This is a genomic window from Pseudomonas segetis (genome assembly GCF_900188155.1).
Lineage (GTDB): Bacteria > Pseudomonadota > Gammaproteobacteria > Pseudomonadales > Pseudomonadaceae > Aquipseudomonas > Aquipseudomonas segetis.
The window spans coordinates 976,719-1,000,812 of record NZ_FZOG01000002.1 but is presented as its reverse complement, the minus strand read 5'-3'; the positions used below and the strand labels follow the sequence as shown (position 1 = coordinate 1,000,812).

Here is a 24,094-nt window from a genome sequence, read left to right as displayed (position 1 = left end):
TTGCGGGTTTTTTAGTGTCTGCAAGGGTGCATTAGCGGCAGTTGTACACAGCAGGTCTTGAGCGCGAGCCGCAGCGCATTAAACGCTGCGAAGAAGCAGCCTTAGTGGTCGCGCAGCTTGCCTAGCTGACGCTCGAGCAGGGCTGGGTACGGGTCAAGCAACCTTTCGACGCAATAGGCACCCTCTGGACTGGCAATCGCGCGCGTGCGGGCGCGTTGGCGAACCAGTTCGTCGTCGGCGACGCCACGTTCAACCAGCAGTAAATTACGGCTGTGTTGTGATAATGCCAGCGCATCCTGGGAGGTTTCGTTCAGGAGCAACTCACCCTGGCTAAGGTCCATCAGGTCTTCGCCCAGGGTCATGCCCAGCTGCAACTGCAAGGTGATGCCGCTGTCGGCGACCTCGATTTGCAAGGCGTGGCCGAGGGCGCGCATCAGTTCGCCGCAGCAAATGGCGTGGATCAGGAACTCTTCGCCGCTATCCTGGTGGTGGAACAGCATCAGGCTGCTGCCGTCCTTGAGTGTGTGCAACTCGGCCTGGTAGAGGTTTGCCGCACGTTCCAGGCAGTCGCGATAACGCTTCAATAAATCCATCAGGCGCGCGCGTGGCAGGCGACGCAGCTGTTCCTGTGCCCCTAGCTGAATTGCCAGCACGGCGCTTGGCTGGGATGCCTTGGCGGCTTTAGCGGCAAAGGGCGCAGATTCTGGGAGCGGGTTGTCTTCTGGCTCGTCGATATCGTGCAAGTCTGCAAAGGGGTCTGGCTTGGCCTGCTGCGCCGCATGTGGCGACGGGTTCGCTACTGGGCGTGGTGCAGGCTCGTCAAAGTCGTGCAGGTCATCGTCCCTGGCGCTGAGGTTGGGCATCGAAAAACCTGGTTCATCGGCGTCGTCATCATAGGCCTGGTCATCGGCGTCATGCTCATCGTCGTAGTCCGTATCCTCGTACAGGTCTTCGGGTTCCAACTCGTGTTCCGGCTCAGGTTTTTCTGGAACCAGCCGGGCTTGCAACTGGCGAGCGAGATCGCCAATTTCATCCTGGCGGCCGGCGCCGGGGGCTGGGTCATCAGGGTCACGTAGCCACACGCGCAGTTGCAACAGCGGCGTCGAAATATAGCGGCCCAGACGCAGGCTCAGGGTCAGGGCCAGCGCCAGCAAAATAAGGCTGAGAATGCCCATGCTTTGCAGGCTGATGGTCATTGGTTGTTCAAACTGGCGCATGTCCAGGCTGATGCGCAGTTGTCCAGCGATCACTTCTTGGAAGGTAATGGGGGTCGAGTACAGGCCTTCTGTCTCGCCCAGCATGCCTTGGCTTGGGCGTGACCCGGCCTCGGCCAGAATGCGGTTGTCGACGCTGTAGATGGCTGCATGGGCGACCAGCGGGTTTTTCACCAGGTTATTGAGCAGCACGTTGAGGCTGAGAATATCGTTGGAGACCAGCAGTTCAGTGGCCGAGGATGCGGTCTGCGTAATCAGGCTGGTTCCCAGGGCTTCAGCCTGTTGCTGCATGGCCTGCTTGAATTGCATGCCGATCACCCAGGCATAGATCACCAACGCCATGGCGACGAGCAATAAGCTGTGGCTAGCGATGCGCAATACCAGCGGCACGCGACGTTGGCGCAGTGCCTGGAAAAGCAAGATAAAGAAGTTATCGGATTTCACGGGGGCGGGCCGGTTCACAGCGCTCGGTTCTTGTCGACTGAAGATGCCGCGCAGTATAGCGAGCGGCCCGCGTACGGCAAAGCACTGCGCATGTCCGAATTGCTGGGAAAGTGGGTAGAATGTGAGCGCTTCACCGGCCCTGCTGGGTATAACCTCCTGTTGAAAAACTATTTTCCAGGCTGGGCAGGTGTCGAAATAGGCTGGAAAAATGCTTTTTCCGTCTAGCTATTATCTTTTGGCGTCCTATTTGGCACGTCACTAATTGCCTTAACGGTCATTTTCGACTGTTTATAACTTCCTGAGCCTCGGAGGGTGCGCCTTGCGCGAAATCGTCCTGATCAACATTACCGGTGAAGATCGTCCCGGTCTTACAGCCGCCATCACAGGGGTATTGGCCCAGGGTGGCGTCAATATTCTTGATATTGGCCAGGCGGTCATTCACGACACCCTGTCGTTTGGCATTCTGGTCGAGATTCCTGATACCGAGCGCGGCTCTTCAGTGCTCAAGGATGTATTGTTCAGTGCCTATGAGTTGGACCAGCAGGTGCGCTTCACCCCAGTTTCCGAAGCCGACTACCAGCTCTGGGTCGACGGCCAGGGCAAGGCTCGCCACATAGTGACCTTGCTTACACGCAAGGTCACGGCCGAACAGCTGCAGCGAGTCAGTGCAATCACTGCCAAGTACGGCTTGAATATCGATCATATCGACCGCCTTTCCGGGCGTATGCCGCTGGACATGCCTGCTGAGCAAGGCAAGGGTTGCATCGAGTTTTCCGTACGAGGCGAGCCTGCTGATCCGGCGGCATTGCGCGCGGAGTTCCTCAGTGTGGCGCAGGAGCTGAATGTCGACATCGCCTTCCAGAGCGACTCGCTGTTTCGCCGTAACCGTCGCCTGGCCGTGTTCGACATGGACTCGACACTGATCGAGGCCGAGGTCATCGATGAGCTGGCAAAGGCGGCGGGTGTTGGTGACCAGGTTTCTGAAATCACCGAGCGGGCCATGCGTGGCGAGCTGGATTTTGCTGCCAGTTTCAAGGAGCGCCTGGCCTTGCTTAAAGGCTTGCCGGAGTCGGTGTTAAGCGAAATTGGTGCTTCATTGCGCCTGACCGAAGGCGCCGAAACCCTGTTCAGCGAACTGCGTCGCCTGGGTTACAAAACGGCGATCCTGTCTGGTGGCTTCAGCTATTTTGCCAAGCAATTGCAGGCCAAGCTGGGCATCGACTACGTCTACGCCAATGAGCTGGAAATTGTCGACGGCCTGGTCACCGGCGTTGCGGTCGAGCCCATTGTCGATGCCCAGCGCAAAGCTGATCTGTTGCGTTTGCTTGCCGACAAGGAAGGCTTGCGTCTGGAACAGACCATTGCCGTGGGTGATGGTGCCAATGACCTGCCAATGCTGGCGATTGCCGGGCTTGGCGTAGCGTTTCGTGCCAAGCCGCTGGTGAAGCAGTCAGCCAAGCAGGCGATCTCGACCTTGGGACTCGACGGGATCTTGTACCTGCTCGGTTTCCGTGACCGCGACGGCCTGGACTAAAAGGTGCTGGCGCGGTTACGGGATTGGAGGCGCGATGCCCTTGTTGAATGCTGAACCCAGCAAGCGCCTGTTCTTCGCCTTGCCATGCTCGGCCGTGCAGCGTAGCGCCATTTCACAGTGGCGCCGGCATTTGCAGTTGCGTTCTGGTCGACCGGTTGTCGCTGAGAATTTCCATCTGACCCTGGCGTTTCTTGGCGCGGTTCCGGTCAGCATGATTGGCGCAATCTGCGCTGCAATCGATCATATGCCGGTGAGCAATAAATCCATGAGTCTTTGCCTGGACACCCTGGATGTCTGGCGCCAATCCAATATTTTATTGTTGGCGCCACAAGACCCTCCGCCAGCACTGGGACGCTTGGTCTACGCGCTGGAGCAGGCGCTGTTGCCTTTTGGCCTGGTGCTGGACAAGCGTGAGTTTCGTGCACACCTGACCCTGTCCCGGGATTACAGAATGGCGGTTCCAGAGGCTGTTACGCCTCCAGAATTCTGGCTCAAGACCGATCACTTTGTTTTGTATGAGTCGCACAAGGGCCGTTATCGAGCACTTGCGCAATGGCCACTCTAGCCCTCGAGCGCGGAGGCCCAGGGCGTTATATCAGCTACTCGTCGTCTGATGCGAAGTCGTAGTTCATTGACTGGGTCGGCCCTTGTAGATAGTAGCCTTGAATGTAATTGACGCCGGCTTGCCAGAGGGTCGAGAGCATGGTGGCCGACTCCACAAAGGGGACGATGGTCAGCCTGGCTTGTGAGTGCAAGCTGTCCAGCAGGGTTTTCAATGCCTCCTGGTTCTCTGGGCGATTGAGATCCTGGCTGAACGAACCGTCGATCTTGACGAAGTCGATATGCAGGTGCTTGAGCGAATTGAATGGATTGAGCGCGCAGCCAAATTGACTGAGCGCCACTTTACAGTGCAGTTCGTTAAGGCCCTGGGTCAGGGCTTTGGCCTGCTTGAGGTAGGTCACTGCATCGGTTTCGCTAAGCTGGAAGGCCAGTGCGTCCGAAGGCAGACGCGCGGCCTTGAGGGCAACGCTAAGCCATGGCAGCAGTGTCTGGTCTTGCAGGCTGGCGCTCGATAAATGCACAAACAAGCGCGTGTTGTGGCCGTTGCTACGATGCTCAGTGAGTTGCTTGATCGCATTGAGAATCACCCAGCGATCAAGCTTCTCGCCCAGTCCAGCCGAAACCGCATCGGCGAGGAAGTCGGTCGGCTGGATTTCCTCACCTTTGGAGTTGAGCATGCGCAGTAGCACTTCATAGTGCTCCTGGTTATCTCCGCGCAGGCTGATAATGGGTTGGAACAATAAGCGCAGGCCGTTGTTGTCCAGGGCCTGTTTAATCATGGCCACCACATCGCCACGATTGGCTGCCGCGGCTATGACATCGGCGGGGTTGAACAGCTTGAGGTTGTTGCCCTGTTCTTGTTCATCGGCGCAGCGGTGAGCACGATCAACAACGATTTGCGCTTTGGGCGTGGTCTCATTGAGCCCGGCAACACCAATGGACAAGGTGGTCTGTGCGGTACGGCCGTTAACGTCGAACAGGTGGCCTTCAACTTTTTTCAACAGAACCTTGAGGCCGGGCTCTGCTTGTTCGGGGGTTAAGCCCAGTTGCAAGGCTGCAAATACATCGTCGCCAAAGCGTGCCAGTTGCGCTTCACCGGCAAAATGGGTGCGTAGCAGGCTGGCAAGGTCGGCCAGCAGCATATCGATACCAGCAATGCCGATATCGGCCAGCAGTGTCGCGTACTGATCAAGCCGGATATAGGCCAGGCTGGAGGGTTGCCCTGCATTCACCGCACGATCAGCGGCGGCATCAATCAGTTCCAGGAAGTGGGTGCGGTTAAACAGGCCGGTGACCAGGTCCTGGCTGCTGATTTCACGCAGCTTTTCTTCCAGTTCGCTGTTGTCGGCATCCGAGCGAATGACCACCTGGGTGCAAGGTTCGCCATCATAGGTGGCAGGCAGAAAGCTCATGCGCGCCTTGAACCGCTTGCCGCCGGCTTTTACCCCTGAGAACCTGAGTTCGGTCGTGCTTTCGCTATCTGCGTAGTTCTTCAGGAAATTCTTGAATTCACCCTGGTCGCCGCTGTCGATCAAGTCGATCATGGGCATGCCTTCAAGTTCATCGGCATCTTCGTAGTCGAAGAGCTCCAGGTAAGCGCGGTTGGCGTAGATATGCATGCCGTCGTGGACGTAGGTAATGGCGTCGACGGAGCTTTCGAGTAGCAGTTGGCAGCGCTTTTCGGCTTCACGCAGGGCAACTTCCGCGCGTCTGCGGGCCCGGCGCTCTTCAAGGTTGTGCAGCTCCCGTTTGGCAACCAGGATCAGGCGTTCGTCATCACTTTGCGGCAAGGCATCCTGCGCGCCCATGGCCAGGGCCTCGGTGATGCTGTCCGAATCATTATCGGCGAGTAACTGTATGGCCGGGACATCCTTGGCAAGTCGCCGAATGGTACTGATGGCCTCGGTTGGCGACAGCTGTTCGCTGCTGGGGGCGCAAATCAACAGGTCCCAGGTTTGTTGCAGCACTTCATTGAGATCATCGCTGGAGGTCAGACGGTGGACGCGTGTGGCGCTGCCGGAGTTGCGAAACAGGCTGACCAGGCGTTCGGCCTCATTTTGCGAGTCTTCGAGTATCAGTAGGCGGATTGTCTTTTTTTCGATGGCCATTGTTTAGTTCGATCTGCGCCAAGGTATTCGAGCTCTCGGCCAAGGGTTAATCGTCAGTGGGGTTGTTGCTGCCTGCCGCTTTGGCTCTTGTGCTGTGCGCACTCGGGGTGCGTTGGGCCAAGGGATGCAAAACAAAGCTGCCACACTGGATTAGTTACGCTGGCGGCTCACTGAATGAGTGAAGATGCACGGAATCTACAGCGACTTCCAGAGTGAGTCAAAGTCTTCCTCCGAACCGGCGCGTTGGCTTCCCGCGGGTGTGACGGGCTTCCCGGGATCTTCAGTTGCAAGGCTGCTGAGGCGGTATTCAAACTGATTGAAACTGCCAGTCGAGGCGTGTTTCTGACCCAGCACGGCGCGGTGTTCCACGCCCGCTATATTGACCATCACTTTATTGCCTTCCTGGAACGGAAGACGTGGCACCAGGACCGATGCCGGGCGCGATATCGCACTGATTTCCGGTAGCAATAATCCGCGTAGATAGCTGCTGTTTTGCTCGCTTTTACGGATCAGCTGCAAGCCGCAAGGCTGTGCGTGAGGGGCCATCAGTTCAATCCCCATCTGGGTGCCGCCACCGCGCGCCTGGCGTATCCAGCGAACCACCGCCACGCTCCAGGCCTGGCCCGGGGTGTCCTGGATGCCGAGCAGTTCCCCTGCTTGCAACTGGCTGGGGACGTCCTTTGGCCAGGTCAGGCAATAACCGCCGGGGCTGAGATTGATAATGGGCAGCTCGAACGTCGGGAAAACTTGCGAGCTGTCGGCGTCTTGCCGGGCAGGCTCATTTGGCGCGCTGGCATGGGCTGGCGCTTGCGGTTTTTCGTATTCGATCTCTTCTAAAGGCAGGCCATGGTCCCAGGATGGATTTTTCTGGGCGTCGAAGGCGTTTGACCAGATGTCCGGCCTGCCCGTTGATTCTTTGAACTCAACTTTGCTGACCTCAACGGGTAGCTTGAGGATGTCGGCAAATGTGCGCTTGTTGGCGATGAAATAGTGCAGTGCACTCATGCCAATGCACAGGTTTAGCGAGCCCTGGCCTGTGCTGCGCTGGAAAGTGCGCTCGGAAATATCGCCCCAGGCGGCGCTCAGGTGCTGCAAAAGGTCGATGCTCAAGCCTTCCGGCACCACCAAGCGTGACTTGCCTGCCGCCTCGGGTGCAAGGAGCAGGTGTTCCTTGAGTGCATCGACAAGCGGATGGGTGTCGATACCGATCGCAATCTGCAGGTCTTTGCTCTGAAACAACGAGGTGTAGCGTGGCGGGCCATCGAGCTGGGTGGCAATTGCGAACAAGCTTTCGGGGTCGTTACCGTCCTCGATATTGACCAGCGTGCTCCATTGCTCAAGCGCTTCGGCGACACGGGCAATCGAACTCTGGCGCATCTGGTTACAGCGCGAGCAGCCGATCAATGCCGCGACGATATAGTTTTGCTCGACGCTCAGGCCTTGGCTGTGCCGGGCCAATGGATCGCGCACCACGATGTTTTTCAAGCCGCGCTGCTTGGCTATCAAATACAGCTGATGCAACTCAAACCACAACCCTTCTGGAACGGGGCAGTACAGTTGGCTGGCTCGCACCAGTGGACCGCAAAGACTGTGGATCGCACGTTGCAGGGCGATTGTCAGCAGTTGCTTCGACTCTTTGGTGGTTTTGATGACGTTACGCGAGATAACCAGCTTGTAGCCGTTTGCCAGATGGTTCTGCAGGGCCTGGCAAAGGTTGGCAACCTTGCGCGGGCGCTCGTCAAGGACGATGGCCTGATTGAGAAAGTGTTTTTCCAGATGCTGACAGACATAGTGCACTTCCGGGCGCAACAACTCCAAAAGCTGCAAGCGATTGTCGGAAGGGGTCAGCAGTTGGTTGATCTCAACCAGAGCCTGGTAAAGCTGGCGAGCTGTCTCGCCAATATTGGCTTTGGGCAGGTGGGCTATCCAGCGTTTGAGGTCACGCGGCGTAGAGTCACAGAACGACAGGCTCTGGTTTTTCGGCGTCGAAACGCGAAGCAAGAGGTGAGGTGCTTGTGTCTCAGTCAAACCTGAATACTCCATGCCGGCAAAGGGCCAACATTCTAGTGGTCATACTAGAAACTCTAGCATCATCCCTGTGTGACACTGGATAAAAAGCTCGCCGTAGGTAGCTGAGTCACAAAGCTATTGCTCCAGTTCATTATGACTCAGTCCTGCCCGGAATCCCTGATCGAGCGATTTTGCAACTCTACACTATTGGGTGTCGTGCGGTGTCTATGCGTCAGCCTTCAGCGCTTTGGAACCCATGAGTTGACCCATCTGGACGCTGCTGCCTGCGGTCAGGGCCTCGCTCCATTTAACCTGCTCGGGGCCAAACAATACAACGGCGGTCGAACCTAGTTTGAAGCGGCCCATTTCGGCGCCTTTTTCAAGATGGATTGGCGCGCGTGCAGCTTCATCGTAGGCAAAGGTTTTCAGCTCGCGCTTAGGCGGTGTGACCAGGCCAGCCCAGACGGTTTCGACCGAGGCAACTATCATTGCACCAACCAGCACCACGGCCATCGGGCCACGCTCGGTGTCGAACAGGCAAACCACGCGTTCGTTACGGGCGAATAACTCAGGCACGTTCTCAGCTGTGGCCTGGTTGACCGAGAACAGGCGACCCGGCACATAGACCATCTGTTTGAGTGTGCCGGACAGCGGCATGTGCACGCGATGATAGTCTTTGGGCGAGAGATAAACCGTTGCAAACTCACCGCCCATGAACGGGCTAGCCAGCTGGGTATCGCCGCCCAGCAATTCGACCACGCTGAAACTGTGCCCCTTGGCCTGGAATATCCGGCCGTGCTCGATTTTGCCAAGTTGGCTGATGGCGCCGTCTGCCGGGCAGAGCACTGCGTCATCGCTGAGGTCGAGTGGGCGTGCGTCGTTTTTGAGGGCACGGGTGAAGAATGCATTGAAATGCTCGAAAGCTGTTGGGTCTTCGACCTGCGCCTGGCTCATGTCGACGTTGTAGCGCTTGATGAACCAGTTGATCAGGCGATTTTTGAACCAGGCCGTGCGGCACTCAGCAGCGTAGCCGATCAGCCGCGACAACAAATGATGTGGCAGCAAATATTGGCTGATGATGAATAGGCGTTGTTTCATTGCAATTCCTTAGAGGCTTTCTTGATTGTGCAGTGCGGCGATGTTGCAGGCACTGCACGGGCTAATGCGTGTGCAAGCGATTGCTCAGCATTCTACCGGGGTATCGGGGTGGTTGCCCCATTCGCCCCAGGAACCGGCGTAGGCTTTGACATTGGGATAGCCCAGGGCTTTTGCCGCCAGGTAGGTAAACCCCGAACGATGGTGCGTCTGGCAATGGGTAATCACTTCTTTGTCGGGCGTGATACCGAGATTGTGCAGCACCTCGGCCATATCCTGGCGCATGCGCAGCGAGCGGGCCGGGTCCATGCCTGCGGTCCACTCAAAGTTAATGGCCCCAGGAATATGGCCGCCTTTGGCTGCCAGCACTTTCTCGCCACTGTATTCACTCGGTCCGCGCGCATCCCAAATTGCCAGGTCGCTGGCGCCGAGCCGGCTTTGCAGGTATTCGCGGCTGGCGACCGGGCTGTCATCGAGCTGCAGTTCGACCTTGGCGCTGTGCAGGGCTGGCTGGGCGACGCTGACTTCGCGGTGTTCCGCGAGCCAGGCGAGCAAGCCGCCATCAAGGTAGTGATAGTTTTTGTGTCCAATGATGTCGAGTAACCAGATGAAGCGTCCGGCCCAGCCACCGCCCTCGTCGTCATACACCACATAAACGGCATTGGGATTATGCCCAAGCTCGGTAAACATCTGCTCCAGGTTTTCATGGGTGGGCAGTAGGCCGGGCGCTGGTGGCAGGCCTAGTTGTGTACGCTTCGGATCGACAAAGTAGGCGCCTGGAATGTGCCCGGATGCGTAGCGCGCGGCACTGGTGAGATCGACCAGTATCAGTTCGGGGGCATCAAGGCGGCTGGCCAGCTCGGCAGGCTCAATAACCAGTGGGAGTTCAGCGAAGGCGGACATGCCGGACCTCAGTAAATAGGTTGCTGATGGGTTGATGGGCGCCATTGTAGCGGAAAGGCTGGATAAGCTTCGAACAACTGCTGTACGAGAGACGGCCTGTCGCGGTACGAGCATGATCCCAAGGGCTTGTCAGGTTGTGTCCTCGGCATTTTGCTGTTTGCTCAGCGTCCGCGATTGGCAAAGTTGCTGATTGCACGCTCAATGCATTGGCTGGTTTTGGCGAAGAGCTGCAGGCGGCTTTCATCAAAGGCTGCGCCGCCGCAATCAGTGATCGCAATCATCACCACGCGGCCATTGGCGCCCAGTGACCTGAGCAACCAATGTTCGCCAGTAAACAGCTCCTTGAGCGCACCGGGCAGGCGGGCAGAGAATTGCGCCATGTTTTCAGGCGTCAGGCGAAGCTGTCCGGGTTTGCTCAGCAGGGTACGAATCACCTGGCTGTGTTGCGGGTCAAGACTCAGCCCGTTGGCTGCTTGATTGAGGCCGATGGGGTGTTGCGCGACCAGCTTGCTTTGCGTGCGATCCGCCAGGAGCAACAAGACGCGCTGCATGCCGCAGGCATGCAAGGCGCGGCTGGCGCAGGAAGTGAGTTGCAACACATTGTTAAACGCGCTTGGCTCGCTCAGCAGTTGCTGGCAAAGCTGGCGCCAGTCGTCCTTGTCGATGATCCCGGCTGGTGGCGGCTTGGCTGGCTGCAGGTGGCTGACATGCCAAGGCCAGAGCATTGCTTGCGCGGGATGCCAAAGGCCGTTGGTCACCAGTTTGCGCGCACTGATTGCGGCTTGTTGGTGGACCCACTGTTGCAGGTCTGCAACCGGAACTTGCAGGTACAAACCGGTAAGTTGCTGCCAGCGCAGGCTGTGCGGGCCATCCCAGGCGTGGTGCGCTGAAAGTGCCAGGCCGTTGGCCAGGAGAATGCAGTTGGCAGGCTGGCCAAGCCAGCGCTGCAGGTCGGGGTCGGCATCCAGGCATTGCTGTTGGTGCAACGGGTGCTCATTGTCACGAGCAATCAGCAGGGCTTTGGCCAGAAAGCGACGGTCATTGAGCAGCAGCCGGTAGCTGTAGCAGATCCATTCGGGCAGCTTCCAGCGTTCGGCCAGGGCCAGGCAAAGCTGGAGCAGGGGCACGCCGAGCATGTCGATTTCGACCTTTTGCGCGGGTTCGGCCTTGACCAGCACGCGTTGCTCCCAGGTATCGAGCAAGTCGGGGTAGGCCGATACCAGTGCCCAGGCTGGGGCAAGAAACAACAGGCTGCCCCAGTGAATCTCCTGCCACAGCCGGGCCAGGCGGCTGGAGAACAGGCCATTTGCCTGCTGCGATGCATGTTGGCTAATCAATTGAATCTGGCGCAATGCGAGCGGTATTTCTTCGCTACTCAGGGCCGGTAGGCGTTCAAGCAGGGTTTGCGTGCGCTGCAGTCCAAGCCTGTTGAGTGCGTTTTCGAGGCTTTCAGCCGGTTCGCCCAGGCTGTTTTCCGAGGCATTGGCTTCGCGCAGTACGCTGATTGCCAAGGCGGGGCTGCTTTGAATTAATTCTGCTATCTCGCGCAAGGAGCGGCGACTGTCAGTCAGCGCTGCCAGGACTTTTTGTCGGCTTTCGATCTGTACGGGCAGTGGCTGTTTATCCAACAGCTCCAGCCATGCTTTCAATGTGCGCGGTCTAGCAATTTGATTGGGCATCGGGTGGGCCAAACTGGCTTTTATTATTAACTGACTATAGTCTCGCGCAAATCTTCCGATATAGAGAAGGGCTGTTTTAATTATTCCGGGTAACAGGCTGAAAAAACCAGGCGCGCCAAGGGTTGCGTTATCGGTTGAGCCTGGCACCGTGTTTGCTCGTGGCAGGTTGGCTCTTTCGGTCGTTCCCTTACTTCAAGGTCAGATAAGTTTTTAAATTATGGCAAAAATCATCGGCATCATAGTGGTGTTCGCCAGCGTCCTGGGTGGTTTCATCATGTCTGGCGGCCATGTCATGGCATTGGTGCATCCTTTCGAGGTGCTGATTATCGGGGGCGCGGCTTTGGGGGCATTCCTCCAGGCGAACCCTGGCAGCACCTTTATGCATGTGTTCAAGAAATCGTTGAAGATGTTCAGCTCGCGCTTCACTCACGCCTACTACCTGGATGTGCTGAAGCTGATCTACGAAATTCTTAACAAGAGCCGGCGTGAAGGCATGATGGCCATTGAGGCCGATCTTGAAGACCCGGCGGCGAGTCCCATCTTCAGCAAGTACCCGGCGATCCTCAAGGACGAACGGATGACTTCGTACATCTGTGACTACCTGCGCATCATGTCGTCGGGCAACATGGCGCCCCATGAGCTTGAAGGCCTGTTCGACATGGAAATCGCCAGTCTCAAGGAAGAGCTTGAGCATCCCAGCCATGCTGTTGCGAAGATTGCCGATGGCTTGCCGGCAATGGGTATCGTCGCCGCCGTATTGGGGATCGTGATTACCATGTCGGTTCTGGCCGAAGCCAATAATGCCGAGATTGGTGAAAAGGTCGGTACCGCACTGGCAGGTACCTTCATGGGGATCTTGGCCTCCTATGGTTTTTTTGGCCCCTTGGCCAGTTCCCTTGAGCATGACGCCAAGGAAGAGGTCAATGTCTACGAGGCGATCAAGGCGGGTTTGGTCGCATCTGCCTCGGGGATGCCACCGTCACTGGCTGTCGAGTTCGCACGTAAAGTCTTGTATCCGGCGCACCGCCCAAGCTTTATCGAGCTTGAACAGGCAATGCGCGGGAACTAAAGGCTGAGTCATGGAGAATAATCAGCCAATCATTGTAAAACGCGTCAAGAAAGTCGTTGGCGGCGGGCATGGTGGTGCCTGGAAAATTGCCTTTGCCGACTTCGCAATCGCGATGATGGCGTTCTTTATGGTCATGTGGCTGATGTCGTCGGCCACGCCTGAACAGAAAAAATTGATTTCCGGCTACTTTCAGGACCCTATCGGCTTTACTGAAAGCGCCAGCCCTTATGTGATTGATCTGGGCGGTTCGCCAACCCCTTCACCCGACCGAACATTGAATCCCGAGATTCAGCCCCAGGAGTCGGAAAGTGCCACCGATGTGCAGCCGGGGGATGCCGACTCCAGCTCGGTTGATCCGCAAAAGGCCGAAAGCATTGCCGAGCAAATGGAGCGCGAGCGCCTGGAGCTTTTGCTGCAGGAACTGCAGAACAAGGTCAACGAAGATCCGCAATTGCGTAATTTCAAGGATCAGATTCTCTTCGAAATCACCCAGGATGGCTTGCGTATCCAGATCATGGATGCTGAAAATCGGCCCATGTTCGCCATCGGTAGTGCACGCCTGCAGCCTTATTTCGAGGATATCCTGCTGGCGCTGACCGACACCATCAACGCTGTGCCGAACAAAATCAGCATCAGCGGCCATACCGATGCCAAGCCCTTTGCTGGCACTGGCGGTTTTGGCAACTGGGAGTTGTCGGCCAATCGCGCCAACGCGGCGCGTCGGGTGTTGGTCGAGGGTGGTTATGACGCCGATAAAGTGGCGCGGGTGGTGGGTTATGCGTCTTCGGCGTTGTTCGACCGGGAGGACCCCTTTAATCCGGTCAACCGGCGTATCGACATAGTCGTATTGACCAAGCGGGCGCAGCGCGCCATCGATGGCGCCCAGGGTTCGGGGGAAGCGGCTGAGCCTGGGGCTTCAGCCAAGCCGGACGCCCCGGCCCCGGCGGCGCCAGATATCTTGCCATCTGAAGAGATCAAGCAGCGCTTGAATATCTTTGAAGACGGAACGCTCAAGGTCGATAAGCCCGAGCTCTAGGCGCAGGCATCAGCGCTGCCGGCCCTTTTCCTTAATACTCGTCTTCAGGCAGGCTGGCCAGGATATGCCGGTAGCTGGCCATGCGTTGTGGCTGGATACGGCCTTCTTCAAGGGCCTTGAGTAGTGCGCAGCCTGGCTCGCGATCATGCTTGCAGTCGCGAAAGCGGCAGTGGCCGAGCAGTTCGTGGAACTCGATAAACCCGGCTTCAACGTCATCACGGCTGACATGGACCAGGCCAAATTCGCGAATTCCGGGCGAGTCGATCAATTCGCCGCCACCCGGGAAGTGGAACAGGCGCGCCGTGGTTGTGGTGTGAGTGCCTTTTCCGGTCAGCTCGGACAAAGGGCCGACGCGGGTTTCCACCTCGGGCAGCAAGCTGTTGACCAGCGATGACTTGCCAACCCCTGATTGGCCAACGAACACACTGACATGGCCGTTAAGCTGCTGCATGAGCTGCTCCATGCCGTCGCCCTGATGGGCCGAGACCTCAAGCAGTGGATAACCTAGCTGGCGATAGACCGCGAGCATGGCATTGAGTGCGACAGCGTTTTGCTCATCGATCAGGTCTGCCTTGTTGAGCAATAGCAAGGGGCGGATGCCTGCATGCTCGGCGGCGACCAGGTAGCGGTCGATCAGGTTGGCATGGGGTTCCGGCAGCGGCGCAAAGACAATGACGATCAGGTCAACGTTTGCTGCCACCGGTTTAAGTTGGCCACGGGGGTCAGGACGGCACAGCTCTGTGTTGCGCGGCAGTTGCGCAACAATTACGCCAATCCCCTGATTGCCTGGGCGCCAGACTACACGATCACCGGTAACCATGGTTGGCAGGTTGGCGCGCAGGTGGCAGCGGAAGACCTGCCCAGCCATTTCCCCTTCGAGCGCTTCGACCTCGACTTGAACGCCAAAGTGGGCGATGACCAGCCCGGTTTGCTCTGGGCCAAGGTCGCCGCCTTCCAGCGTTTGCAGTGCTTGTGATTCGCGCTTGGCGGCGCGGGCAGCACGCTCGCCCTGGATTTTTTCGATGCGCCAGTTTTGCCGGCGATTGAGTTGGCGTTTGGCCATGGAGGTTCCGAAGGTGTGGTACTTAAGGGTGGCAGAGCTACAGCCGTTTATTTTGCTTGCGATTCTAGCACGCGCGGCGCCAAAGACTGCGGCTGCGACTAAACTGCGAAGCGCATCGGCCTGGACAGACAGGCAAAGAAATCCTGATGCTGCACTATTGAGGGGGCGTTTGATGGGGTGGGTTGAGGGGCTGCGCGGATTGGCTCAGCGTTATCCGGCATTGGTGGCGCTGCTTGCACAGTTGACGGCGACCGCATTGCTGACGGTCATTGTGCTGTTTGCCAATTACATTGCGCACTGGCGCTTTGCCTTGCTGACTGCGGGCCTGCTGCAAGGTTTGATGGCGGCAAGCATTGGCCGCTGGCTGGGCTTGTCGCGTTGGTGGTGGTGGCTGAACCTGGCGTTCGTTCCTGCGTTGTTGGCCTTTGGCGGCGCGCCGTTGCCGTCCTGGGTGTTCCTGCTGGTGTTTTTTATTTTGCTGTTGCTCAACTGGAACAGTTTCAGTGAGCGGGTGCCGCTGTACCTCACGGGTGCGCAGGGCACGCAGTTGCTGGCCGATATCCTCGCCCGGCAACCTGCGCCGCTGCGTTTTGTCGATTTGGGTTGCGGTCCCGCAGGGCCACTGCTGGCGCTTGCCCGGCAGTTTCCTGAAGGGCGCTTTGTGGGGGTCGAAACCGCGCCATTATCCTATTTGCTGGCCTGGCTTCGGTCATTGTTTCAGCGCAATTGCAGCATTCGCTACCAGAGCCTTTGGCGCACAGATTTGACTGAGTTCAATGTGGTGTACTGTTTCTTATCACCAGCGCCCATGCCGCAGCTCTGGCAAAAGGTATGTGCCGAGATGCAGCCCGGTGCATTGTTTGTGAGCAATACCTTCGCCGTGCCTGGCGTGCCGGCGGACCGAGAGCTGGATTTACATGACTGGCGCGACTCGAGCCTGCTGCTTTGGCGTATCCCCGGCTGATTTATTGGTTAAACTTGCGGCGCCAGGGTTTATTGATGTTTCGTCGCGAGCATCCTTAGCCATAGGGCCGGCAGCGTCAACAGACCCGCAAAGGAGCGATACATGCAAAACGCAAACAACTTGATTTGGATCGACCTGGAAATGACCGGGCTTGATCCTGAGCGTGATGTCATCATCGAGATGGCCACAATTGTCACCGACAGCGACCTGAAGATCCTGGCCGAGGGGCCGGTCATCGCTGTGCACCAGAGCGATGAAGCGTTGGCAGGCATGGATGAATGGAACACCCGCACCCATGGTGACAGCGGGCTGACTCAGCGGGTGCGCGAGAGCAAGATCAGCCAGGCTGAGGCCGAAGCACAAACCATCGCCTTCCTTGAGCAATGGGTACCGAAAGGCAAGTCACCGATTTGCGGCAACAGCATTGGCCAGGATCGTCGTTTCCTGTATCGCTACATGCCTGCGCTGGAGGCGTACTTCCACTACCGTTACCTGGATGTCTCGACCCTGAAGATCCTGGCGGACCGTTGGGCGCCGCAAATCAAGGAAGGCTTTGTCAAGAAAGGCACCCATCAGGCGCTGGATGATATTCGCGAGTCCATCGCTGAGCTGCAGTACTACCGCGAGCACTTCCTCAAGGTCTGATCAGGCTTGATTGTGGCGCTTGAGCGCCCATTCGACATGCTCGCGTACCAATGCCGAGGAATGTTCGCGGCGTGCCTTGAGCGCCTCGATCACCGGGATGCTCGAGGGGGCGTTGCCCAGGCCCACGGCCAGGTTGCGTAGCCAGCGTTCGTAACCGGCCCTGCGCAGTGGCGACCCTTCGGTGCGGCTCAGGAATTGTTCCTCGCTCCAGCCAAACAACTCGGCAAGCTCGGCATTGTCGAGTTGGTGGCGCGGCTTGAAATCTGTTTGCTCTGTGGGGCTGGCAAAACGGTTCCAGGGGCAGACCATCTGGCAGTCATCACAACCGAATACGCGGTTGCCGATGGGCGCGCGCAGCTCTTCGGGGATTGCGCCCTTGAGTTCAATCGTCAGGTAGGAAATGCAGCGCCTTGCGTCCAGCTCATAGGGGCCGACAAAGGCCTGGGTCGGGCAGATATCCATGCAAGCGGTGCAGCGTCCGCAGTGCTCGCTGCCGTGCGGGGGATCCACTGGCAGTTCGATATCGACAAAGAGTTCGCCCAAAAAGAAATAGCTGCCAGCCTTGCGGTTGAGCACCAGGGTGTTTTTGCCAATCCAGCCCAGGCCTGATTTTTCGGCGATTGCCTTTTCGAGCACTGGCGCGCTGTCGACAAAGGCGCGAAAGCCAAAGGGTCCGATTTTTTCCTGGATGCGTTCTGCCAGATGCTGCAGGCGCTTGCGAATCAGCTTGTGATAGTCGCGCCCCAGTGCATAGCGGGAGACATAGGCTTTTTCCGGCTGGGCCAGGCGCTTGGCCATTTGTGTGTCGCCGGGCAGGTAGTCCATGCGCAGCGAAATCACCCGCAGCGTACCGGGAACCAACTGTTCGGGGTGCGAGCGCTTGCTGCCGTGCGCGGCCATGTAATCCATCTCGCCGTGGTATCCGGCATCCAGCCAGCGTTGCAGGTGGGTTTCGTGTTCGCCCAGGTCGAGCCCGCTGATTCCAACCTGCTGGAAGCCCAGCTCTCGGCCCCAGTCCTTTATCGACTGTGCGAGTTGGTTGAGGTCAAGGAGTTCGATAGACATGTTCAGCGGCAAACCATGAGGTGAGGTGCGTATAATTGTGCCAGACAACGGAGGACGCACATGCCGGATTCTACAGGCTATTTTCCTTTAGCCCTCTATAGCGCTGCCCAGGTGCGGCAGCTTGACGCCAGCTTGATTGCCGCGGGAACTCCAGGCTTCGAGCTTATGGGGCGGGCCGCGCATGCAATCTGGCGCGCCTTGCGCCGGCGCTGGGATGCTGTCGGTGAGCTAAGTGTCTTGGCCGGCTGCGGCAACAATGCCGGTGATGGTTATTTGATTGCCGAGTTGGCATTGCGCGCAGGCTGGCAGGTCAAGGTGCTTGCCGTTGGCGATCCGGCAAAGCTGGCTGGCGATGCAGCACTGGCGTTCAGGCAGGCGCAGGCGGCAGGCGTGTCGATTGAGCCTTGGTCCGACCAGGCGTCGCTGCGGGGCGTGCTGGTTGATGCAATGCTCGGTACCGGTCTCAAGGGGGCAGTGCGGTCGCCGTACAGCGCGGCCATTGCCCAGATCAATGACAGTGGTCTGCCGGTGCTGGCAGTGGATATTCCTTCGGGCTTGAGTGCCGATACTGGACAGGTTCTTGGTTGCGCCGTGCGGGCCGATATTACCCTGAGCCTGATTGGCCTGAAGCTCGGCTTGTTCACCGGGCAGGCACCCGACTACGTGGGACAGTTGCAGTTCGATGCCTTGCAGGCCGACCCCGCTATTGTCGCGGCACAGGCCGCCACGGCTGAGCGTCTGGCGCCGGGTAACCTGCCACTGTTGCCTGTACGCCTGCCGACTGTGCATAAAGGCCAGTTGGGGCATGTGCTGGTTGTGGGAGGTGATCGCAATTTTGCCGGTGCCGCCTTGCTTGCTGCGCAAAGTGCGCTGCGTAGCGGTGCCGGGCTGGTTTCCCTGGCGACCCGGGCGGAGCACGTGGCAGCTGCTCAGGCGCGAATTCCAGAGGTGATGGCTGCCCCGGTGGCGTCAGCCAATCAACTGCTGGCGCTTGGGAAAGCTGCCTCGGTCTGGGTGGTTGGTCCAGGCTTGGGGCTGGGTGCATGGGGACGCAGCCTGTTATCGGCGGCAGCAGCCAGTGATGGGCCGCAGGTCTGGGATGCCGATGCGCTGAACCAGTTGGCCTCGGGTTGTGTCTCATTGCCCGCAAATTGCGTAATAACCCCGCACCTGGGTGAGGCTGCGCGCTTGTTGGGCGTCAGTACCGCCCAGGTCCAGGCCGATCGTCCGGCGGCAGCGCTCCAACTGGCCAGGCGGTTCGGCACGGTTTGCGTGTTAAAAGGGGCCGGCAGTTTGATTGCCGATCCGGGTGGTCAACTGCGACTATGCGATCGCGGTCATCCGGTGATGGCGGGGGCTGGATTGGGTGATGTGCTTGCCGGGCTGATCGGCGCCTTGTTGGCGCAAGGCCTGACGCCTTTTGCCGCTGCGAGTCTGGCGGTCTGGCTGCATGCCTGTGCCGGAGAACGCCTGGCAGGCAAGGGGATAGGGCTGGCTGCCAGTGATTTGTGTGATGCCATTCGTCAGTTATTACAGGAGCAGTCTGTTGTCTGAGTTAGAGCTGTACGCCGCTGATGAGCAGGCCATGGTCGAGCTGGGAGGGCGCCTTGCCGCAGCCACGGCTGGCGTGGGGGTAATCTACCTGCACGGTGACCTTGGTGCCGGTAAAACCACATTTTCCCGTGGGATAATCCGTGGCTTTGGTCATGTGGGGGCGGTTAAAAGCCCGACTTTCACCCTGGTTGAGCCCTACGAACTGGATGATGCCCGGGTCTATCACTTTGACCTGTATCGCCTGGTCGATCCGGAAGAGCTGGAGTTCTTGGGCATACGCGATTATTTCGAAGGTGATGCATTGTGCCTGGTTGAATGGCCGGAGCGCGGCGCAGGCGTTTTGCCAAAGGCCGATATGGACATTACCATTAGCGTGCAGGGAACAGGGCGATCGCTGCGCTTTCAGGCGCATAGTCCGCGCGGTATTGCCTGGTGTGCCGACTTGGCCATTGGGAGACGAATCAAATAATGGGGTCGGGTATGCGCATGAGCGCGCGTTTAGTTTTAATAGGGGTGGTGCTGGCGACTTTGGCGTCAGAGGTTTTTGCTGCCTCGGATGTGCGCGGGGTCCGTTTATGGCGAGCGCCGGATAACACCCGCCTGGTGTTTGATTTGTCCGGCCCGGTTAAGCACAGCGTATTTACCCTGTCCGCGCCTGATCGCATCGTAATCGATATCAGCGGCGCCAAGCTGGCGACTTCGCTCAATACCTTGTCCTTGAGCAACACGCCCATTACTGGTGTGCGCTCTGCGCAGCGCACCGCCAACGACTTGCGCGTGGTGATTGACCTTAAAGACTCGGTCACGCCAAAGAGCTTCACCTTGGCCCCCAACCAGCAATACGGCGACCGCTTGGTTGTCGATTTGTACGATAAGGGCGCCGATAGTACGCCGAACTTGCCGCCAACGACCGTGTCATCGTCAGCGCCGGTGCCGGTCACACCGACCCAGGCTCCGCCGAAGATAACGCCAATTCCGAGCGGTAAGCGTGACATTGTTATTGCCATTGATGCCGGTCACGGTGGCGAAGACCCGGGCGCGCTGTCGCCAGTCAAGGGGCGGGTGGAGAAAAACGTCACCTTGGCCATTGCCAAGGAGTTGCAGCGCCAGGTCAATGCCGAGAAAGGCTATCGCGGCGAGCTGGTGCGCACTGGCGATTACTTTATTCCGTTGCGCAAGCGCACCGAAATCGCGCGCAAGAAAGGTGCCGACCTGTTTGTTTCGATTCACGCCGATGCCGCGCCCTCGCGCGCAGCGTTTGGTGCATCGGTGTATGCCTTGTCTGATCGCGGCGCCACCTCCGAAACCGCGCGCTGGCTGGCAGACTCTGAAAACCAGTCGGACTTGATCGGTGGTGCTGGCAACGTCAGCCTCGACGACAAGGATCGTATGCTGGCAGGCGTATTGCTCGACTTGTCGATGACCGCATCCTTGTCCTCGAGCCTGAATGTTGGCCAGAAGGTGCTGGGCAATATTGGCCAGGTGACACCGCTGCACAAGCGCCGGGTTGAGCAGGCGGGCTTTATGGTGCTCAAGTCGCCGGATATTCCATCGATCCTGGTCGAAACAGGGTTTATTTCAAACCTGAATGAGTCAAACAAGCTGGTAACCGCCAGCCACCAGCGAACCCTGGCACGGTCGATCATGACTGGCGTCAAGCAGTTCTTCGAGCAGAATCCGCCGCCGGGCACCTATATTGCCTGGATGCGTGACTCCGGCAAGATCGCGCAGGGGCCGCGCGAGCATCGCGTCAGTTCTGGCGATAGCCTGGCGCTGATTGCTGCGCGTTACCAGGTCAGCATGGCATCCATCAAACGGGCTAACGCGATGTCGTCCAATGTGGTCAAGATCGGCCAAGTACTGAAAATTCCCGCTACCTCCCTGGCTGCACAACCATGACTGATGCTGCACGAATCCAGCTGCTCAGCCCGCGGCTGGCTAACCAGATTGCCGCTGGCGAGGTGGTGGAACGGCCTGCCTCGGTCATCAAGGAATTGCTGGAAAACAGCTTGGACTCCGGCGCCAGGCGCATCGAAGTGGATGTCGAGCAAGGTGGTGTAAAGCTGCTGCGGGTGCGTGATGATGGCACTGGCATCTCTGCCGACGACTTGCCTTTGGCGCTTGCCCGCCACGCTACCAGCAAGATTCGTGAGCTTGAGGATCTTGAACAGGTTCTTAGCCTTGGTTTTCGTGGTGAAGCGCTGGCATCGATCAGTTCGGTGTCGCGCCTGACCCTGACTTCCCGTACCGCCGATGCCGAGCAAGCCTGGCAAGTCGAAACCGAAGGTCGCGACATGCAGCCCCGGGTGCAGCCAGCCGCACACCCGGTTGGTACATCGGTTGAAGTGCGGGATCTGTTCTTCAATACCCCGGCGCGGCGTAAGTTCCTGCGCGCCGAGAAGACCGAGTTTGACCATTTGCAAGAGGTGATCAAACGCTTGGCGCTTGCTCGCTTCGATGTTGGTTTTCAACTGCGCCACAACGGCAAGACCATTCTGTCGCTGCACGAAGCGCATGACGAGGCCAGTCGTGCCCGGCGCGTTTCTTCCGTGTGCAGCAATGGCTTTCTCGAGCAGGCCTTGCCGATAGAAATCGAGCGTAATGGCCTGCGGCTGTGGGGCTGGGTTGGTTTGCCGACATTCTCGCGCAGCCAGGCCGATTTGCAGTATTTCTACGTCAACGGGCGCATGGTCCGCGACAAATTGGTCGCCCATGCCGTGCGCCAGGCTTATCGCGACGTGCTGTTCAATGGTCGTCATCCGACTTTTGTGCTGTTTCTTGAAATCGATCCAGGCGTGGTCGATGTCAACGTGCACCCGACCAAGCATGAAGTGCGTTTTCGTGATGGACGCATGGTCCATGATTTCCTGTATGGCACCTTGCATCGTGCCTTGGGTGATGTGCGCCCAGAGGATCAACTGGCTGCACCCGCCTCGGTCGACACCATGGTGCGTCCGACGGGCCAGGCTGCTGGCGAGTTTGGCCCGCAGGGTGAAATGGGGCTGGCGGCCAATGTGTTGGAGCGCCCGCAGGCGGATTCGGTATGGCGTTCGCCCGGGGCGGGTTTCCAGGGTGCGCGCCCGGCGTTGCCGGCTGCTGAAGCCCAGGGGGCTTATCGCGAGTATTTCAAGCCAATGCCCGAGGCGGCTGTTCCTGCCGGACTGCCGCAAGAGCAGGGCGATGTGCCGCCGCTTGGCTACGCCATCGCGCAGCTCAAGGGTATTTATATCCTCGCTGAAAACGTGCAGGGCATGGTGCTGGTTGATATGCACGCGGCCCATGAGCGCATTACCTATGAGCGCCTCAAGGTGGCAATGGCCAGTGAAGGCCTGCGTGGCCAGCCACTATTGGTGCCTGAGTCTATTGCTGTCAGCCAGCGCGAGGCCGATTGCGCCGAAGAGCATGCGGCGCTGTTCCAGACCCTGGGTTTTGAGTTGCAGCGCCTGGGGCCAGAATCCCTGGCGATTCGCCAGGTCCCGGCTTTGCTCAAGCAGGCAGAGGCCACGCGCCTGGTGCAGGATGTACTCAGCGACTTGCTGGAATATGGCACCAGTGATCGCATTCAGGCACATATCAATGAGTTGCTCGGCACCATGGCCTGCCATGGCTCGGTGCGGGCCAATCGACGCCTGACTTTGCCCGAAATGAATGCCCTGCTGCGCGACATGGAACATACCGAGCGCAGTGGGCAGTGCAACCATGGGCGTCCAACCTGGACGCAAATGGGCATGGACGACCTGGATAAATTATTTTTGCGCGGACGTTGATCGGTCGCGCAACCTCGCTGTTCTCAAGAGATGCAATCAATGTCTGAGCCTCTGCCGCCAGCAATATTCCTGATGGGACCTACGGCGGCCGGTAAAACCGACTTGGCCCTGGAGCTGGCGCGGGCGCTGCCTTGTGACTTGATCAGTGTTGATTCGGCGCTGATCTACACCGGCATGGATATAGGTACGGCCAAACCCGACAAAGCCACTTTGGCGCAATATCCACACCGTTTGATTGATATTCGTGATCCGGCGCAAAGCTATTCGGCTGCAGAGTTTCGCAGTGATGCACTGGCTGAAATGGCTGAAATCACCGCCAGGGGGCGGATCCCGCTTCTGGTGGGTGGCACCATGCTTTATTACAAGGCGCTTCAGGAAGGTTTGGCCGATATGCCGGGCGCTGATGCGCAGGTGCGTGCAGAGATCGAGGCGCGGGCCCTGGCCGAGGGCTGGGGTGTGTTGCACCAGGAGTTGGCCGCCATTGATCCCGAGTCGGCCGCGCGGATACATCCCAACGATCCACAGCGCCTAACCCGGGCGCTTGAAGTCTATAAGGTCAGTGGTTTGACCATGACTGAACATCGCCTGCGCCAGGCGCAACAAAATGTTGACGTTAACCCGGCGAGTGGCAGGCATTTACCCTATAATGTCGTTTGCATGGCCATCGCGCCGGCTGATCGAAGTGTGCTTCACGAACGAATTTCACAGCGTTTTCAGATGATGCTTGAACAAGGCTTCATCGAAGAGGTCGAACTTCTGCGTCAAAGAAGTGACTTGCATCCAGGTTTGCCGTCTATACGATCAGTAGGTTACCGCCAAGTGTGGGAATACCTCGACGGCGATGTCAGTCGTTCGAAGATGCAGGAGTTGGGGATAATTGCTACTCGCCAGTTGGCCAAGCGACAGTTTACATGGCTGCGCAGTTGGTCTGATGTGCGCTGGTTGGATAGCCTGGCTTGCGACAATACGTCACGCGCCTTGAAATACTTGGCATCGGCCTCCATATTGGAGTGAGACCATGCCGTTAGCCGTCTATTCTTGAGAAGGGCGGCGCTAAGTTGTTTATTGATTCTTAAATTATTGAAATTGATCCTTAAAGGAGTGCGGCACATGTCAAAAGGGCATTCGCTACAAGACCCTTACTTAAATACCCTGCGTAAGGAACGCGTACCGGTATCTATTTACCTGGTTAACGGGATTAAGTTGCAGGGGCAAATCGAATCTTTCGACCAGTTTGTAATTTTGCTGAAAAACACTGTCAGCCAGATGGTCTACAAACACGCAATTTCCACCGTAGTGCCGAGCCGTCCGGTTCGTCTGCCAACCGCTAGCGAAACGGAGCAGGCCGAGTCCGAGCCAGGTAACGCCTGATTTTAGGGGGCT

Annotated in this window: 20 protein-coding genes; 12 read left to right on the top strand and 8 right to left on the bottom strand. The window is 58.2% G+C overall.

Going from position 1 to position 24,094, the window contains the following annotated elements; translation table 11 throughout:
* Nucleotides 1-101: 101 nt before the first annotated feature.
* Nucleotides 102-1,676 carry an AhpA/YtjB family protein gene (locus CHB79_RS10480; protein WP_089359805.1) on the bottom strand — a complete coding sequence of 525 codons (1,575 nt, stop codon included), beginning with the start codon at nt 1,674-1,676 and terminating at the stop codon, nt 102-104.
* 301 nt (nt 1,677-1,977) lie between these two features.
* Between CHB79_RS10480 and serB the strand changes: the two genes are divergently transcribed.
* Nucleotides 1,978-3,192 (top strand): phosphoserine phosphatase SerB, encoded by a 1,215-nt coding sequence (serB, locus tag CHB79_RS10475; RefSeq protein WP_176443166.1) that lies wholly within the window; start codon nt 1,978-1,980, stop codon nt 3,190-3,192.
* A 34-nt stretch (nt 3,193-3,226) separates the two neighbouring features.
* Nucleotides 3,227-3,757 (top strand): RNA 2',3'-cyclic phosphodiesterase, encoded by a 531-nt coding sequence (gene thpR / locus CHB79_RS10470; RefSeq protein WP_089359803.1) that lies wholly within the window; start codon nt 3,227-3,229, stop codon nt 3,755-3,757.
* A 34-nt stretch (nt 3,758-3,791) separates the two neighbouring features.
* On the opposite strand, the gene CHB79_RS10465 is transcribed toward thpR, so the two are convergent.
* The 5 genes from CHB79_RS10465 to CHB79_RS10445 all read right to left on the bottom strand — a co-directional run bounded on the left by CHB79_RS10465 (nt 3,792) and on the right by CHB79_RS10445 (nt 11,548).
* The gene (locus CHB79_RS10465) at nt 3,792-5,861 is read right to left on the bottom strand and encodes an EAL domain-containing response regulator (protein WP_089359802.1); all 2,070 of its coding nucleotides are present in this window, start codon (nt 5,859-5,861) and stop codon (nt 3,792-3,794) included.
* Nucleotides 5,862-6,056: 195 nt separating this feature from the next.
* A complete protein-coding gene (locus CHB79_RS10460) occupies nt 6,057-7,904 on the bottom strand; it encodes a molecular chaperone (protein WP_089359801.1) in 1,848 nt (615 codons plus the stop codon).
* A gap of 192 nt (nt 7,905-8,096) precedes the next feature.
* Entirely contained in the window at nt 8,097-8,975 is an 879-nt protein-coding gene (gene asd / locus CHB79_RS10455) for an archaetidylserine decarboxylase (protein WP_176443180.1), read from the bottom strand.
* 78 nt (nt 8,976-9,053) lie between these two features.
* Nucleotides 9,054-9,869 (bottom strand): rhodanese-like domain-containing protein, encoded by an 816-nt coding sequence (locus CHB79_RS10450; protein ID WP_089359799.1) that lies wholly within the window; start codon nt 9,867-9,869, stop codon nt 9,054-9,056.
* 161 nt (nt 9,870-10,030) lie between these two features.
* Nucleotides 10,031-11,548 (bottom strand): HDOD domain-containing protein, encoded by a 1,518-nt coding sequence (locus CHB79_RS10445; RefSeq protein ID WP_089359798.1) that lies wholly within the window; start codon nt 11,546-11,548, stop codon nt 10,031-10,033.
* Nucleotides 11,549-11,765: 217 nt separating this feature from the next.
* Between CHB79_RS10445 and motA the strand changes: the two genes are divergently transcribed.
* Both motA and motB read left to right on the top strand, forming a co-directional pair.
* A complete protein-coding gene (gene motA / locus CHB79_RS10440; RefSeq protein ID WP_089359797.1) occupies nt 11,766-12,617 on the top strand; it encodes a flagellar motor stator protein MotA in 852 nt (283 codons plus the stop codon).
* A 10-nt stretch (nt 12,618-12,627) separates the two neighbouring features.
* Nucleotides 12,628-13,653, top strand: a complete 1,026-nt coding sequence (gene motB, locus CHB79_RS10435) for a flagellar motor protein MotB (RefSeq protein ID WP_089359796.1) — start codon at nt 12,628-12,630, stop codon at nt 13,651-13,653.
* A gap of 31 nt (nt 13,654-13,684) precedes the next feature.
* Here motB and rsgA read toward each other — a convergent pair whose 3' ends face one another.
* Entirely contained in the window at nt 13,685-14,716 is a 1,032-nt protein-coding gene (gene rsgA, locus CHB79_RS10430; protein ID WP_089359795.1) for a small ribosomal subunit biogenesis GTPase RsgA, read from the bottom strand.
* Between the two features lie 172 nt (nt 14,717-14,888).
* On the opposite strand from rsgA, the gene CHB79_RS10425 reads away from it, so the two are divergent.
* Together CHB79_RS10425 and orn are read left to right on the top strand one after the other, a co-directional pair.
* Complete coding sequence (locus CHB79_RS10425) at nt 14,889-15,680, top strand: class I SAM-dependent methyltransferase (RefSeq protein WP_089359794.1); 792 nt, start codon at nt 14,889-14,891, stop codon at nt 15,678-15,680.
* A 102-nt stretch (nt 15,681-15,782) separates the two neighbouring features.
* The gene (gene orn, locus CHB79_RS10420) at nt 15,783-16,325 is read left to right on the top strand and encodes an oligoribonuclease (RefSeq protein ID WP_010488396.1); all 543 of its coding nucleotides are present in this window, start codon (nt 15,783-15,785) and stop codon (nt 16,323-16,325) included.
* Here the strand turns inward: orn and queG are convergent, their stop codons facing one another.
* Nucleotides 16,326-17,390: a tRNA epoxyqueuosine(34) reductase QueG gene (queG, locus tag CHB79_RS10415; protein ID WP_089359793.1), complete on the bottom strand. Its 1,065-nt coding sequence runs from the start codon at nt 17,388-17,390 to the stop codon at nt 16,326-16,328.
* Between the two features lie 60 nt (nt 17,391-17,450).
* Between queG and CHB79_RS10410 the strand changes: the two genes are divergently transcribed.
* The 6 genes from CHB79_RS10410 (at nt 17,451) to hfq (ending at nt 24,082) form a co-directional block, all read left to right on the top strand.
* Entirely contained in the window at nt 17,451-18,944 is a 1,494-nt protein-coding gene (locus CHB79_RS10410; RefSeq protein ID WP_089359792.1) for an NAD(P)H-hydrate dehydratase, read from the top strand.
* A complete protein-coding gene (gene tsaE / locus CHB79_RS10405; protein ID WP_089359791.1) occupies nt 18,937-19,413 on the top strand; it encodes a tRNA (adenosine(37)-N6)-threonylcarbamoyltransferase complex ATPase subunit type 1 TsaE in 477 nt (158 codons plus the stop codon). Before CHB79_RS10410 ends, tsaE begins: the two co-directional genes overlap by 8 nt.
* A gap of 11 nt (nt 19,414-19,424) precedes the next feature.
* Entirely contained in the window at nt 19,425-20,843 is a 1,419-nt protein-coding gene (locus CHB79_RS10400; protein ID WP_089359790.1) for an N-acetylmuramoyl-L-alanine amidase, read from the top strand.
* Nucleotides 20,840-22,711: a DNA mismatch repair endonuclease MutL gene (mutL, locus tag CHB79_RS10395; RefSeq protein WP_089359789.1), complete on the top strand. Its 1,872-nt coding sequence runs from the start codon at nt 20,840-20,842 to the stop codon at nt 22,709-22,711. Before CHB79_RS10400 ends, mutL begins: the two co-directional genes overlap by 4 nt.
* A gap of 39 nt (nt 22,712-22,750) precedes the next feature.
* Nucleotides 22,751-23,725, top strand: a complete 975-nt coding sequence (gene miaA / locus CHB79_RS10390) for a tRNA (adenosine(37)-N6)-dimethylallyltransferase MiaA (RefSeq protein WP_089359788.1) — start codon at nt 22,751-22,753, stop codon at nt 23,723-23,725.
* Between the two features lie 96 nt (nt 23,726-23,821).
* Nucleotides 23,822-24,082 carry an RNA chaperone Hfq gene (hfq, locus tag CHB79_RS10385; protein ID WP_010488369.1) on the top strand — a complete coding sequence of 87 codons (261 nt, stop codon included), beginning with the start codon at nt 23,822-23,824 and terminating at the stop codon, nt 24,080-24,082.
* Nucleotides 24,083-24,094 lie beyond the last annotated feature (12 nt).